This window comes from Leclercia sp. UBA5958 (assembly GCF_002430365.1).
GTDB classification, from domain to species: Bacteria; Pseudomonadota; Gammaproteobacteria; order Enterobacterales; family Enterobacteriaceae; genus Enterobacter; species Enterobacter pneumoniae.
This window is the reverse complement of record NZ_DJCE01000011.1, coordinates 371,554-386,344: the sequence shown is the minus strand read 5'-3', so window position 1 is coordinate 386,344 and position 14,791 is coordinate 371,554. Positions and strand designations below refer to the sequence as shown.

Sequence of the window (14,791 nt, the reverse complement as noted above, 5' to 3'; positions counted from 1 at the left end):
GTTTAACCAATTATAAACGACCTTAACGCAACGCTGCGCAACATTTGTTGTGCGGCTTTGCTGCGCCCGGAGCACAGTAAATGTCAGATATAAATGCTAACGTAGTGGTGAGTAACCCTCGCCCTATTTTTACCGATTCCAGATCATTTAAAGCGGTGGCAAATGGGAGGATTTATGTTGGTGTTATCGACACAGACCCTACCCTCCCTGCAAATCAGATCCCTGTCTATCTTGAAAATGAAGATGGTTCGCACATACAGATACCTCAGCCATTGCTGATTAATGGTGCAGGTAAAATCGTATATTCTGGCAATTTGGTAAAAGTTGTTACCGTCAAAGGCCACAGCCTGGCTGTGTATGATGCTTACGGCGCTCAGGTAGACTACATCCCCAATGTATTAATGTATGACCCAGACCAATTAAGAACGCAGTTGGCCAGTGGGTCCCCAGGAGGTGGAGATGCGCTTGTCGCAGTTAACCAGCCTCCAGTAAATGGAATAGCCAGAACTCAGCACGATAAAAATTATGAGAGGGTGTCATTGAGAGACTTTGCTGGCGCTGTCGGCGATGACTGGACGGTTGCTTTGCAAAACGCCTTTAACTGGCTTTCTTCTGCATCAAACAGAACGCTTGTAATCCCTCATGACGGCGTTTTTGGTATTACATCTGCAACTCTTACATTGAATGGAGATTTAAGCAGAAACGCTCGCATTTTATGCGAAGGAAGCTTGACTCATCTCAGCACCACCGGAGATATGATCACTATCTCTGGCGGGATGTATGGTTCTTTTGAGTTCAACATCACTGGTGGTGGGTATATTCCGGGGAGCATTCCTGATTATCAATCAGCGGATCCAATAGGTTGCCAGCAGGCAATAGTATTCGCGGGTAACAGAGCGTGCAAGCTTAAGATAAGGGCGGTAGGCTACCCAGGGCGGGTGCTGAGAACTAAATCTTCAGGCCCTGTGAAGCAAAGCTTTATAGACCTCGACATCACAACAGGTAATGATACTTGTGGTCAGGCTATGTATTTGCAGGGCACCGACGCTTTTGGTTGTATCAGTTTCGCTAATACAAACTGGGATTATCATGGAAGTGTTTTAGATGGAATAACAGATTTAAGCGTAGTTTATTGGGAGGCTGGTTCAAAAGGATCGGGGACTCCGACGGTCACGTTTAATAACCTCACCAACTGTCACATAGGCACGCTGGCTATCGGTCAGGACAGAACAAATTCCTCCCTATTAGTTAACAATGGCAGGGCAATAACGATCCAAAAAGCACTCCTGGGTGAGTCCACGTATGGCCTGGAGGTTATTGGTAGTGGTAATGGGCAACCAATGCACCAACTGACCATTCACTCATTATTGTGCGCTAACGTGAGCACTGCGGGGGTAAGGCTTTCAAATGCGGTTGGTGTGACTATCAATGACCACGTCTTTGATGGTTGTCCTTATGATGTCATGTTCTATAACTTATGCCGAGATGTGATCATTAAGGGCCATCACAGAAACCCAACAACTGCATGCTTCTATGGCGCAGCATCTTCAACGTTAGAAAATTTGGTTCTTAGCGGTAAGTTCTACACGGCCGGCAATAGCATGTTCTGTGACCTCCGATTATCTGACACCACCAACGTTTTAATCGAAGACTTTACAGTGGTAACACAAGGCTATTACCTCAGGCTTAAGGACGCTAGCAACGGTGTATCTGTCAGGGGTGGTAACTGGTCAGGTACTTTGTTACCAATTACCAGCGCCATTGAATTCCAGCCGCGGTCAATAAAAGATATCACTGGGGTTGCTACCAGAAAGACTAACGTAGCTCAGTCATTCCCTATTGGAACTGTCACAGGAGGCAAGCTTTCTTACGCACACGGCCTGTACCGATCGCCTTCGGAGATGTCCGTGGTTGTATTCGATACGGCAGATGTTTTGGGGGCCACTAACTCATCTATAATCGTTCAAAACGTTGATAACGTGAACATTGTGTTTAAATACGTTGGCAGCGCAACATTAGCTAATACGCTGAACTTCAGGGTAACTTTGAAGTCAGAGGACCGGTCTAATTAAAAAGGGGCGCAAGCCCCTTTTGTTCAAAAGTAGAAATAGATTAGAGACGTCACCGACGCATAGAGCGATGCAACAAATATCACAGGCAAGGTGATTCGTTTGTTTACTATGCGTCCAAATTTAGACTCATTGAAGCAGAACAGGAATATTATTGCAGGGCAGATGAAATATCGACCCTGAATGCCATTAATCTTAACTGCAGGGAATTCAGTCCATTGCACAAGTAACGCACAAAAGATGAGCCCGATGGAGCAAATGGAGATCACAAGCGCAGAGTAGCTAATCCCGCCTTGTCTGGTTGTCAGCATAGCTAGCGCAATCGATGCCACAAACAACAAACTAAGGAGTTTATAATGATTATCGCTTAGGAACACATCCAACGGGCCAAGAACGCCGATAAAAGAGCGATAATAGAAATCGATTAATGTCGCATTGGTGATAGTGTTGAAGACGATAATTAGAGTTTCAACAGGATGTTTAATGTAATACTTCATTACATCGCCCTGTGAGTACCCAGGATGATGGACGCCAGCATCATTGGTGTTTGAAAGGGCAATAATGATCCACAGGATGGACATTATCAAGGGTAAGCCAGCAATAATGTATTTATATGCTGCCCTGATGTTTACCCTGGTGAAAAATGGAAGTGCACACACTGGTAACATGTTAGCTTTGCTTGTGGAAACAAGGAAGCAACATGCAGCAAGGGTAAAGAACAGACCTGTGCTTATCTCCTTTATTCGCGACTGGCAGAAGATGCACATCATCAAAACAGTTAAGCTTATCGTGATTGAGTCCAGCACAGGAGAAGCTATCTGGAACATTGCCATTGGCAATATTAACAGAGCTATAACTGGAGTAGGGAACCTGTAGATGCTCCATGCAGCCGCGAGGATTAGCATCGAGCAGGCAAACGTAATCACCCTTGCCAGATAATATGTATCAGTGATCCTGAAATTCAAAGCCTCCCCAATGAAAAGCGACACCGCCTGGGGAAGGTATACTAACGGGAAGTTGTAAGCAGTGTTGTAAGCTATGCTATATCTGGTCTCATCTTCCCACCTGTATTTATTAAGCATTCCTTCAACAGATGACGCATCGCCCTTTCCGATGCCATTTGCGTCACGGATAAAATTATCCAGGCCAACGGAAATATGCCCACCTGATCTAAGTCCATCCTCATGCCCCATAACGATGACGCCCTGAGTCAGCAGAGCTGCACGCTTGAAATGGGCGCCCTCGTCAGGTGACTGCATGGGTGGAGTCGCGAAAGATATCATCATGAAAGCAAATATTGCCGCGCACAGGAAAATAACATTCTTGTTTAGGAAGGATGTTACGCTCACTTCTCACTCCCTTTTGATTCGCAGTTATAGCTAAGGTAAGAAAGGTATTTCGCTTCCCTTCTACACACTGTGATCAGGTGCGAAATAATGGCACATCCAAGGCATAGCATAGCCATCACCATCACAGACGCAGCAGCTATTGCTGAAGGGAGTTTTGGAACAATGCCCATCTCTACAAAATCAGCAACTACCGGGGCGCCAATCATTAAAGATATGAATGCGAAGAAAGCGGCGACAAGGCTATAAAAAAGTAACGGACGTTCGTAGGCATAAAGCTGGATGATAGTCTTAAGTATTTTAATGCCATCTTTATAGGTTGATAGTTTACTGAGAGAACCTTCTGGCCTTTCACCATATGCGGTAGGAACTTCCCCTATGCGCATGCGCAATTCAAGCGCGTGAATAGTTAGCTCAGTTTCTATTTCAAAGCCGTGAGACTGGCATGGAAATGATTTTGCGTATCGACGGCTGAATACTCTGTATCCAGACAGCATGTCTTTGAAAGAGCCTTTAAATATTTTCGACACCGCACCAGTCAGCATTTTATTTCCAAAGCGATGCCCAGGGCGGTAGGTTTTCTCATCTCCATTCTCAACCCTTGTACCTACCACCATATCCAGATGATCGGCAAGAAGCCGCTTAATCATAGCTGGAGCCGCTGCAGCCTCGTAGGTGTCATCTCCATCGACCATAACGTAAATGTCTGCATTAACATCGGCAAACATACGACGTACAACGTTACCCTTACCTCTATAGCCTACATGCCTTACGATCGCGCCCTCTCTGGCAGCAACCTCTGCAGTGAAGTCGGTTGAGTTATTATCAAACACATAAATGTCAGCATCAGGTAAGTGCATTCTGAAATCAGTGATTACTTTCCCGATGGCTGCGGCCTCGTTATAGCATGGGATGACCACTGCAATTTTTTTATTGCTGTACATGTTCAATTCCTATTTGAAAACTACGAACTTTGAATAGATAAATCCAAGCACAAGGCTTGTACCAGAGAAGAAGATAAGCGTGGCTATTCCAGGGATGGAAAAATGGTCTGCAATCTTTCCTGTCGCGAAAGCCAAGAACCCCATGAAAGATACAAAAATTATATACCTTAACCCTGTGGCCTCCGCCTTGAATGTGTATTTAGCATTCATAAAAAAACTAAAAGTAACAGCCACACAGAAGCCGGCAAGATTGGCGACAGACTGACCAGTGTTAAGCAGGTGCATTAGCAGCGCGAAAACACCCCAGTGGATGAGAGTGTTGATCACCCCTATCGACACATACCGTGAGAATATTTTTAACATTTTCTAAATCAATGATTTTAGTGTGGCGAGAAGTCTATCATCCTATTCCTGGTTGATCGACCATAAACCCTTGCGATACTGTATATGTATACAGTTATTACGGGAGGGAAATTTATGCCACGCAGATACGAAATACCAGGCGCGTTCAAGGCAGCCATCAAGAGAGAGCCTAACGGGCGCCAGACAGTTTCCACGCAGGACTTTGTTACCCAGCTCGCTAAGGTGAACTGGAACTGGTCTCTGCATGAGGCCAACCAGTGGATAGAGCATTACGTCACCACCTTCAAGGACATCTCACCTAACGAGGGAGAGAACCGCTTGTTCATGCTCTACAACCCGAACGGAGGGCTGTGACATGGGATTTCCTTCGCCAGCAATGGATTTTATTGAGCAGCGTCTTACGCCTGCTGGTCTGTGCATGACCGGCGATAGCAGAATCGTCGAGACAGCGGACGGTTACGCCGTCATTGAGCCGGTTCGCAGGTTACGGGATGGAGAGGTATTGCTGATACTCATTGGCAGCAGCACTCAGTTTGCAAAGATGCAGGGCAGGGCGCTGATAACGAGTGATGGTGAGGCGATAGAAGGTGAGGCCATGGAAGAGGCTGAAGTGATGGGTAGGGTGACATATTTTATCAACCGGGCTCTGGGTAGTGATGACTGCCCGGTATAAGAAGTGGTGCGCACCTGAAATCTTACAAACGGATCGGTAGCGATTGTGATCTCAGGTGCGCTGCTTGTAAATGGGTAGGCTTCATTACTGGAAGGAGCTACGCAAATTAAGAAACCTTTTCATCAAGCCAGTCAGCCCAGAACTGCATCATCTCGCGACGAGTATCGAGATAGGCGGCATGGTTGTACACAGACCGGGTTCCTCCGCTGACGTGCGCCAGCTGCATCTCGATAGCGTCGCTATTCCAGTGCTTCTCATTCAGCACCGTGCTGAACTGGTGCCGCATACCGTGGCCGCTGGTCTCTCCTGCGTATCCTATACTCCTTATCACCCCGAGCACGGCATTTTCACTAACAGGCTTCTTCCTGTCACTGCGCCCCGGGAAACACAACTCGTATTGGCCGGTAATTTTTTGCAGAAAACGGAATAGTTCGATAACCTGGTCCGACATTGGAACGATATGAAGCTTTCTTCCCTTCATGACCTCAGGATCAACAGTAATTAACCTGTTTTCATAATCTATTCCCGACCATACCAGCGAACGCAATTCCACTGTGCGCATTGCTGTGTAGTGAAGGATCTGCGCAGCCGTTTTAGTGACAACCCACCCGCCATATCCATTTAAAGACCTCTGGAATTCGTGTATGCGGTGCATTGGAAGAAAAGGGTAGTTCTTCTTCCTGTAACCACGCATCGCGCCGGAAAGGTCCCTCGATGGATTGTATTTAGCCCTGCCAGTTACGATAGCATAACTGAAAACCTCGCCGCACCTTCTCCTAGCCTTATCAGCGCGTTCCATTGCGCCCCTGTCCTCGAAAAGCCGGATAACCTTCAACAGGACCATGGGCTCTACTTCCTCCATTCGCAAATGTCCGATGATCGGCAGTACGTCGTCAGTAAACATGCTCATCATCTCGTCGGCGTATCCTTTGGACCACACTTTTGATTTGTGGGCATGCCACTCTTTGAAGATATCCCCGAACGAATCAGTGACATCCTCTTTCTCTTTCTTCTTTATTGCCTGCTTCTGCTCTGCCGGGTCTATGCCTGAGAGCAACTTCATTTTTGCCTCAGACTGTTTCGCCCTGGCTTCGGTGAGGGAGATTTCAGGATAGGGCCCGATTACAAACGTCTTTTCTTTGCCGTCGAAGCGGTAACGCATGCGCCACACCTTTTTTCCTGACGGAGGTACGAACAGGAATAGGCCGCCAGCATCAGCCAGGCGATATGATTTTTCCGCAGGCTTAGCTGCGTCGATCTGCTTTACCGTAAGCATGTGGGCATAATTCCGTGGTCATTTTTGACTATGCCCGCAATATGCCCGCAAAAGTTTAGTGGAGTCAACACATGCCGGGTAACGTCAGGTAATGTCGAGGTGGCTAAGGCGGTTGCTGTGAGAGGGGTCTTGGTAACTTCAGGAAATGTGAGGTAATGGAAATGTGGTGTCCCCTGCAGGAATCGAACCTGCAACTAGCCCTTAGGAGGGGCTCGTTATATCCATTTAACTAAGGGGACGAGGCGGCACGAGTATAACGTCATTTACACTTTGCGTTAAGCGCGTGGCCGCCCGACTGCTTAAAGAGTCGCCATTCAGGTTGATTTTTTTGCGTCTTTCCCGCTTTCCTGCAACTCCTGTTCTTTCGCTTTGGCTTCGGCCTTGCGCTTATTTGACATGTCGTTACGGATTTGCGCATGGCTCAGCAGAGCAAAAATAAAGGTGCCGCCGCAGATATTTCCCGCCAGAGTTGGCAGAGCGAATGGCCAGAAAAATTCCGTCCAGGGGATTGTCCCATTGAAAACCAGGTAGAGAATTTCAACGGCGCCAACCACGATATGCGTCGTATCGGCCAGCGCAATTAGCCAGGTCATCAGAATAATGACCACGATTTTCGCCGAGCCAGCAGAGGGAAACATCCACACCATGGTGGCGATGATCCAGCCGGAAATAATCGCGTTGGAGAACATCTCCAGCGGAGTATTCTTCATCACGTCCATACCAATTTTGACAAAAGCATCTCGCGTCTCTTCATCAAAAATGGGCATATATTCAAACGCCCAGGCCGCTATCCCGGTCCCGACGATATTCCCCAGCAGTACCACGCTCCACAACCGCATCAACAGGCCAAAGTTGCTCCATGTCGGGCTCTGCATAACGGGCAGAACGGCGGTGACGGTGTTTTCGGTAAAGAGTTGCTGACGCGCCATAATGACGATAATAAAACCAAAGGTGTAGCCGAGGTTTTCCAGCAGAAAAGCACCCGGCACGCCGTCAAGCTGTACGTGGAAAATCCCTTTCGCCAGCAGAGACGCGCCCATCGATAGCCCCGCGGCGATAGCCGACCAGAAGAGGGCCATCGCATCGCGTTCCATCTCTTTTTCACCATCCTGGCGAATGTGCTCATGAATCGCCATCGCCCGAGACGGAAGATGTTCCTCGTCGACCTCTATTTTTTTGCCCCGACTTTTCTCTTCACTTTCGACTTCCAAATCTTCGGTATGCTCATCAATTTTCTCTTCTTTTAATTCATCCATTTCGCTGCTCCTGACGGGGTTCTTATCTATTAAGCGTAGCGACTTTTTGCCCGTATCCCTTGGGGAAGCTCCGAAATTCTTCTAAAGCTTATAAAGCCAATACATCTTCTTTAAAGCAGAGTTAAAATCGGCGGCGATCGAAAATGCTAAGCCAGGCTATTCTGAAATCATAAAGATGATGATTCCTGCCCGTAATTGTGTTCGTGGACATCGATAAACGTGCTGATACAATCACCTGCATGTTTACAGACGGAGCGCAAACGCTTCGTTGCGGATGGCAATCAACGATGGCCATACTTAACAGGGAGAAACCTATGAAACTTCGGCTATCGGCGCTTGCGCTGGGCACGACTTTGCTAGTGGGGTGTGCCAGTTCCGGAGAGCAGCAGGGGCGCTCGGACCCGTTCGAAGGGTTTAACCGCTCTATGTACAGCTTCAACTACAACGTGCTGGATCCTTATGTCGTCCGTCCCGTGGCGGTCGCCTGGCGTGATTACGTCCCTCAGCCGGCCCGTAACGGTCTGAGCAACTTCACCAGCAACCTTGAAGAGCCTGCCGTGATGGCGAACTATTTCCTGCAGGGCGATCCCTATCAGGGCATGGTGCATTTCACCCGCTTCTTCCTGAATACCTTGCTGGGGATGGGGGGCTTTATTGACGTGGCGGGGATGGCTAATCCTAAACTGCAGCGTGAACAGCCGCACCGTTTCGGTAGTACGCTTGGGCATTACGATGTGGGTTACGGCCCGTACGTCCATTTGCCATTCTATGGCAGCTTTACGCTGCGTGAGGATGGCGGTGATATGGTCGATACCCTTTACCCAGTGCTCTCCTGGCTTACCTGGCCACTCTCTATCGGTAAGTGGACCCTTGAAGGTGTTGAAAGCCGCGCGCAGCTGCTGGATTCCGATGGGCTGCTGCGTCAGTCTTCCGATCCGTACATTCTGGTGCGTGAGGCGTACTTCCAGAATCACGACTTTATTGCCAGCGGCGGTAAGTTGAAGCCGGAAGAGAACCCGAACGCCAAGGCGATCGAGAACAACCTATCCGAGATTGATGCGGAATAAAAAAAAGGTGAGCTAAGCTCACCTTTTTTACTGCCTGCGCGAAATCAGAACGCGTAGTTAAAGTTCGTACCGAACAGCCAGGCTTTCCCTTCAGATTTGAAGTCGTAAGCCGCAGCGCCTTCACCTTCGGTGAAGCTCACTTTCTGGCCGTGCATATAAGATGCACCGACGTCGATAGAGGCATCATCGTTGAAGGCATACGTCATACCGGCACTCAGCCACAGACGATCCTGGTCAGGAATGGAGATAGAGCGTTTGTCAGCCGGAACCGGGCTGTCATCGAAGGCAATACCGGTGCGGAAGGTCCAGTTTTTATCGTAATAATAAGTGGTACCCAGCGCGATACGATAGGCATCTTTAAAGCCTTCGTCCTTCTGGAACAGCACCTGGCCATTGTCGCCTTTCGCTTTCAGCTCCTGGAACTGACTCCAGCTGGTGTATGCCAGGCTGTAGTGAATCGCCCATTGCGGCGCAACGCGGTTATAACCCGAAACTTCCCACATTTCCGGAAGATTCAGGGTCAGGGAGCCGTTAACGGTTCTGCCGCCGGTGCCCGCTGGCAGCTGAGTCATCCCCATGCTGGCGAAGATTGAGCTTAACGCCGGATTGATAGAACTCTTGTAGTCGCCGTCGAAGTCGATTTTCACTTCAGAGCGATAGGTCAGGCCCCAACGGTTGTTTTTATCCAGCTCATAGAGGATACCGGCGTTCCAGCCATAGCCCCACTCATCCCCTTTCAGGTGAGCAATCTGATCGTCCGGAGAGTTGATACCGTCAACTAGCTGGGAAGGGACACCCTGCTGTTGCAAGCCGCCAGCCAGCAGTGGACCCAGGGAACCTGCGTAGCGCTCAATTTTGGCCTTCGCGTAAACGGCATCGAAACCAAGACCGAAGCTCCAGCTATTATTCAGACGATAGGCACCGCTCAGATTCAGGTTCACGGTAGTCAGATCGGTTTTACCGCCGTAAATCCCGGCACCATAATTATTATTAAATTCGGTTGCCAGACCATAGTTAGAGGTTACGGATGCGCCCCAGCCAAACTGTTCATTGATTGGCATAACGAAGTGCATATTCGGCACCCAGGCTACCGGGGCAATATTGTCCTGGTTGGCACTGCCCGTCAGGGCTGAGTTACCTTTTACGTCAACATCCGGATCGATATAAACGGCACCGATCGAGAAGGTCGGACGGTCGAACAGGGTAATCAGGGCCGGGTTACGGCTCACGTTACCTGCGTCGTCAGCGATTGCACCTTCCCCGGAATAGGCACGGCCAAGGCCCGAGGAAGAGAATTCGTTAAGCTGGAAGCCCGCTGACCAGGCGGAGGTGGAGACGATTGCCACTGCGACTGCTAACGCAGTTTTTTTAAACAGGGTTTTCTGGCTCATGACCATAACCTCATTGAGTTATTTTTATGCAATTTTTGTTACATAGAGTAACAGGAGCGCGAAGTGTAGGGTCTGAGGTAACACTTAGAAATCAGACCAGTGGCGAGAGTATAGGTCTGACCAGATGGAATGTTGCAAGTATGTTTATTAATTTCGCACAACATGTTTTTCGAAACGGGATCTGGCTGGCAATTTTGCCGCCCATCGGACTCCTCCGAATGGGTGATTTTTGTTTTAGATCATTTTTAAGTGGGATAAAGCGTCAGGGTCGCGCTTTACGCCATTAACGACTGGAGAGCGGATTCCCCGGGGAGTAAAATATCAGCATCGTGTTTAGCTCGCGCCCTGCGCGAAAAGAGAGGAAAGCGACTATGAGTAAATGCAGTGCTGATGAAACCCCGGTTTGCTGCTGTATGGATGTTGGCACCATCATGGACAACTCCGATTGCACCGCCTCATACAGCCGTGTGTTCGACACCCGTGCCGAGGCTGAAGAGACCCTTGCCGCATTAACAGAACGCGCGCGTGGCGTGGAGTCCGATCCTTGCCAGATCACCCCTACCTTTACAGAGGTTGAAGGTGGCGTGCAGCTGGATATCGATTTTGTCTTTGCCTGTGAAGCCGAAACGCTGATTTTCCAGCTTGGGCTGCGTTAAGATTCGCATCAACGCCTCTGATTCCAGAGGCGTTTTCTCTCCCTCTCTGTGTTACCGCTCGCAATTTTTCTTCCTCCTGATTGGCTTATGTAAAAATTTGGTTAAGACTGTTATCAGGTCAGACCACTTTGCGCTTAATTTTGTCATTACAGGGGAGTGTTATGAGTCAGGCATTACCGCTAATCACCCGTCAGGGCGATCGCATTGCCATTGTCAGTGGATTACGTACCCCCTTTGCCCGCCAGGCAACGGCGTTTCACGGGATACCGGCTGTCGATCTGGGAAAAATGGTCGTGGGGGAGATGCTTGCCCGCAGCGAAATACCTCCCGAGGTGATTGAACAGCTGGTCTTTGGCCAGGTTGTGCAAATGCCGGAAGCGCCAAACATCGCCCGTGAAATTGTGCTGGGCACGGGTATGAACGTACATACCGATGCTTACAGCGTCAGCCGCGCCTGCGCCACCAGCTTCCAGGCGGTGGCTAACATTGCCGAAAGCCTGATGGCGGGCACCATTCGCGCCGGTATTGCCGGCGGCGCTGACTCCTCGTCTGTGCTCCCCATTGGCGTGAGTAAATCGTTGGCCCGGGTGCTGGTAGATGCCAACAAAGCCCGGACCCTGGGGCAACGTTTAAAACTCTTCTCACGGCTGCGTCTGCGCGATCTGCTTCCGGTGCCCCCTGCGGTTGCCGAGTACTCCACGGGTCTGCGGATGGGCGACACCGCCGAACAGATGGCAAAAACCTACGGCATCACCCGCGAGCAACAGGATATGCTGGCTCATCGCTCCCATCAGCGCGCAGCGCAAGCCTGGGCGGAGGGAAAGCTGGCTCAGGAGGTCATGACGGCATACACCCCGCCATACCGTGAGCCGCTAAGTGAAGACAACAACATTCGTGGTCAATCAACGCTTGCCGATTATGCCAAACTGCGCCCGGCTTTTGATCGTAAACATGGCACCGTAACGGCCGCAAACAGCACGCCGCTCACCGATGGTGCCGCCGCCGTGATCCTGATGACCGAATCTCGTGCCAAAGAGCTGGGGCTCACGCCGCTCGGCTACCTGCGCAGCTACGCCTTTACCGCCATTGATGTCTGGCAAGACATGCTGCTGGGCCCTGCCTGGTCCACGCCACTGGCGCTGGAGCGAGCGGGTCTTACCCTCGGCGATCTTACCCTTATTGATATGCACGAAGCGTTTGCCGCCCAGACGCTGGCGAACCTGCAATTGCTTGCCAGCGAACGATTCGCCCGTGATGTACTGGGGCGCTCTCATGCCACCGGCGAGGTTGATGAGAGCAAATTCAACGTGCTGGGTGGATCTATTGCCTACGGACATCCGTTCGCGGCAACCGGGGCGCGCATGATTACCCAGACGCTGCACGAGCTGCGCCGTCGCGGTGGTGGATTTGGCCTCGTCACCGCCTGCGCGGCGGGTGGTTTGGGTGCAGCCATGGTACTGGAGGCGGAATAATGGATAACATGACAGCATTTACCCTACATGTACGGCTGGATAACGTGGCGGTGGTGACCATCGACGCCCCCGGCGAAAAGATGAATACCCTGAAAGCCGAATTTGGCGCGCAGGTGCGTGCCATCCTCAAACAGGTGCGTGAAAACAAAGCGCTGCGCGGCCTGGTGTTCATTTCTGCCAAACCCGACAACTTTATTGCCGGCGCCGATATCAACATGATTGCCAGTGCGCCTGACGCACAGGCTGCCGAAGATCTGGCCCGCCAGGGACAGCAGATCATGGCCGAGATCCATGCCTTGTCGATCCCGGCGATCGCCGCGATCCACGGCGCCTGTCTCGGCGGTGGTCTTGAGCTGGCGCTGGCATGTCATGGGCGCGTCTGCACTGACGACAACAAAACGGTACTGGGTTTACCAGAAGTTCAGCTCGGCCTGCTTCCCGGCTCTGGCGGCACGCAGCGTCTGCCGCGTCTGGTGGGTGTCAGCACGGCCCTGGAGATGATCCTCACCGGCAAGCAGCTGCGTCCGCGCCAGGCGCTGAAGGCGGGGCTGGTGGATGAAGTGGTACCGCACTCCATTCTGCTTGAGGCGGCCGTCGAGCGCGCCCTGCAGGGGCGTACGACCCGTCGCCTTCTGCCCGTGCGCGAGCGTGTGCTGGCCGGGCCGCTGGGGCGCACCTTGCTCTTCAGCATGGTGGGTAAAAAAACCGAGCAGAAGACCAAAGGAAACTACCCGGCGGCAAAACGCATTCTCGAGGTGGTGGAGACAGGTCTTGCTCAGGGCAGCAGCAGCGGTTATGCCGCTGAAGCGAAAGCCTTTGGTGAACTGGCGATGACCCCCGAATCGCAGGCGTTACGCAGTCTCTTTTTTGCCAGTACCGATCTGAAAAAAGATCCCGGCAGCGAGGCTCAACCTGGTCCGCTCAATGCAGTTGGCGTGCTGGGAGGCGGACTGATGGGTGGGGGAATTGCCTTTGTCAGCGCCAGCAAGGCCAGAGTGCCAGTACGTATTAAAGACATCAATCCAAAAGGGATAAATCATGCGCTGCAGCACAGTTGGCAGCAGCTTGATAACAAGGTCAAACGGCGCCATATCAAAGCCAGCGAGCGCGATAAAACCCTGGGGATGATCTCCGGCACCACGGACTACAGCGGATTTCATCACCGGGATGTGGTGATCGAGGCGGTGTTTGAAGATCTGGCTCTTAAACAGCAGATGGTGGCAGAAGTTGAAGCGCACTGCGCGCCGCACACGATTTTTGCGTCAAATACCTCTTCGCTGCCGATTAGTGATATTGCCGCCCTTGCTGCGCGGCCGGAGCAAGTGATTGGGCTCCATTTCTTTAGTCCGGTTGAAAAAATGCCGCTGGTGGAGGTGATTCCACACGCTGCGACCAGTCCGCAAACCGTGGCAACTATCGTCAGTCTGGCGAAAAAGCAGGGAAAAACGCCGATCGTGGTGGCGGATAAAGCCGGTTTCTACGTGAACCGTATTCTTGCTCCCTACATTAATGAGGCGATGCGTCTACTCACCGAAGGGGAAAAGGTCGAGCATATCGACGACGCACTGGTGAAATTTGGTTTCCCCGTCGGCCCAATCCAACTTTTGGATGAGGTAGGAATTGATACCGGAACTAAAATTATTCCTGTACTGGAAAGTGCTTACGGTGAACGATTTGCTGCCCCTGCAAACATCGTTGCAGCGATTTTGAATGACGATCGCAAAGGCAGAAAAAATGGCCGTGGTTTCTATCTTTACGCTGCAAAAGGGCGTAAAAGCAAGAAGCAAGTTGACCCAGCGATTTATGGGCTTATTAGGTCACAGGGGCAGAGCAAACTCTCCGCAGCGCAGTGCGTAGAACGCTGCGTAATGATGATGCTTAACGAAGCGGCGCGCTGCTTTGACGAGGGTGTGATCAAAAACGCCCGGGATGGCGATATCGGTGCGGTGTTTGGTATCGGTTTTCCACCTTTCCTGGGTGGCCCGTTCAGGTATATGGATACGCTGGGAGCGGGTGAAGTGGTTGCAACGTTGCAGCGTCTGGCTGCGCAATATGGCCCACGGTTCGCACCGTGCGACGCACTATTGCAGATGGCCGCGCAGGGGCTGAAATTCTGGCCAGCAAAAGAAACTGATCTTGTAAGTTAAGGTCAAAGAAGAGTAAATCCTTCGTTGAATGAAGGGTCTCTGTCCAAATTGTAAACGGGCATTGACTATAATTACGCCGATGAGGTAAAAAACGGCGTTTCATTCAACGATGGGATCAGGCACAATGCCCG

The 14,791-nt window shown here is 50.9% G+C and carries 13 protein-coding genes and 1 tRNA gene; 7 read left to right on the top strand and 7 right to left on the bottom strand.

The window, feature by feature from the left end; translation table 11 throughout:
* Positions 1-80: 80 nt before the first annotated feature.
* Positions 81-2,072, top strand: a complete 1,992-nt coding sequence (locus tag B2Q93_RS17245; protein WP_286933857.1) for a phage head-binding domain-containing protein — start codon at positions 81-83, stop codon at positions 2,070-2,072.
* A 23-nt stretch (positions 2,073-2,095) separates the two neighbouring features.
* Here the strand turns inward: B2Q93_RS17245 and B2Q93_RS17240 are convergent, their stop codons facing one another.
* From B2Q93_RS17240 to B2Q93_RS17230, 3 genes are read right to left on the bottom strand one after another with little or no spacing between them, the layout of a single operon-like run.
* Complete coding sequence (locus tag B2Q93_RS17240) at positions 2,096-3,418, bottom strand: DUF2142 domain-containing protein (RefSeq protein WP_286933856.1); 1,323 nt, start codon at positions 3,416-3,418, stop codon at positions 2,096-2,098.
* Positions 3,415-4,359 (bottom strand): glycosyltransferase family 2 protein, encoded by a 945-nt coding sequence (locus tag B2Q93_RS17235; RefSeq protein WP_286933854.1) that lies wholly within the window; start codon positions 4,357-4,359, stop codon positions 3,415-3,417. Before B2Q93_RS17235 ends, B2Q93_RS17240 begins: the two co-directional genes overlap by 4 nt.
* Positions 4,360-4,368: 9 nt before the next feature.
* A complete protein-coding gene (locus B2Q93_RS17230; protein WP_286933853.1) occupies positions 4,369-4,722 on the bottom strand; it encodes a GtrA family protein in 354 nt (117 codons plus the stop codon).
* A 114-nt stretch (positions 4,723-4,836) separates the two neighbouring features.
* Between B2Q93_RS17230 and B2Q93_RS17225 the strand changes: the two genes are divergently transcribed.
* Together B2Q93_RS17225 and B2Q93_RS17220 are read left to right on the top strand one after the other, a co-directional pair.
* On the top strand, positions 4,837-5,076 hold the full coding sequence (locus B2Q93_RS17225; RefSeq protein WP_286933852.1) for a DNA polymerase V: 240 nt from the start codon (positions 4,837-4,839) through the stop codon (positions 5,074-5,076).
* Position 5,077: 1 nt separating this feature from the next.
* Positions 5,078-5,395 carry a hypothetical protein gene (locus B2Q93_RS17220; protein WP_286933851.1) on the top strand — a complete coding sequence of 106 codons (318 nt, stop codon included), beginning with the start codon at positions 5,078-5,080 and terminating at the stop codon, positions 5,393-5,395.
* 106 nt (positions 5,396-5,501) lie between these two features.
* On the opposite strand, the gene B2Q93_RS17215 is transcribed toward B2Q93_RS17220, so the two are convergent.
* From B2Q93_RS17215 to B2Q93_RS17205, 3 genes are all read right to left on the bottom strand, one after another.
* The gene (locus B2Q93_RS17215; RefSeq protein ID WP_286933850.1) at positions 5,502-6,671 is read right to left on the bottom strand and encodes a tyrosine-type recombinase/integrase; all 1,170 of its coding nucleotides are present in this window, start codon (positions 6,669-6,671) and stop codon (positions 5,502-5,504) included.
* A 164-nt stretch (positions 6,672-6,835) separates the two neighbouring features.
* Positions 6,836-6,910: transfer RNA gene (locus tag B2Q93_RS17210), tRNA-Arg, on the bottom strand.
* A gap of 75 nt (positions 6,911-6,985) precedes the next feature.
* Positions 6,986-7,927 (bottom strand): formate/nitrite transporter family protein, encoded by a 942-nt coding sequence (locus B2Q93_RS17205; RefSeq protein WP_046884661.1) that lies wholly within the window; start codon positions 7,925-7,927, stop codon positions 6,986-6,988.
* Between the two features lie 314 nt (positions 7,928-8,241).
* Between B2Q93_RS17205 and mlaA the strand changes: the two genes are divergently transcribed.
* Positions 8,242-8,994 carry a phospholipid-binding lipoprotein MlaA gene (gene mlaA, locus B2Q93_RS17200; RefSeq protein WP_046884662.1) on the top strand — a complete coding sequence of 251 codons (753 nt, stop codon included), beginning with the start codon at positions 8,242-8,244 and terminating at the stop codon, positions 8,992-8,994.
* 44 nt (positions 8,995-9,038) lie between these two features.
* On the opposite strand, the gene fadL is transcribed toward mlaA, so the two are convergent.
* On the bottom strand, positions 9,039-10,385 hold the full coding sequence (gene fadL, locus B2Q93_RS17195; protein ID WP_040074613.1) for a long-chain fatty acid transporter FadL: 1,347 nt from the start codon (positions 10,383-10,385) through the stop codon (positions 9,039-9,041).
* A gap of 371 nt (positions 10,386-10,756) precedes the next feature.
* Here fadL and B2Q93_RS17190 point away from each other — a divergent pair, with 371 nt between their 5' ends.
* The 3 genes from B2Q93_RS17190 to fadJ all read left to right on the top strand — a co-directional run bounded on the left by B2Q93_RS17190 (position 10,757) and on the right by fadJ (position 14,660).
* Positions 10,757-11,041: a YfcZ/YiiS family protein gene (locus B2Q93_RS17190; protein WP_046884663.1), complete on the top strand. Its 285-nt coding sequence runs from the start codon at positions 10,757-10,759 to the stop codon at positions 11,039-11,041.
* 161 nt (positions 11,042-11,202) lie between these two features.
* Entirely contained in the window at positions 11,203-12,513 is a 1,311-nt protein-coding gene (fadI, locus tag B2Q93_RS17185) for an acetyl-CoA C-acyltransferase FadI (RefSeq protein WP_286933849.1), read from the top strand.
* Positions 12,513-14,660, top strand: a complete 2,148-nt coding sequence (gene fadJ / locus B2Q93_RS17180; protein ID WP_286933848.1) for a fatty acid oxidation complex subunit alpha FadJ — start codon at positions 12,513-12,515, stop codon at positions 14,658-14,660. Before fadI ends, fadJ begins: the two co-directional genes overlap by 1 nt.
* The last annotated feature ends 131 nt before the right edge of the window (positions 14,661-14,791 follow it).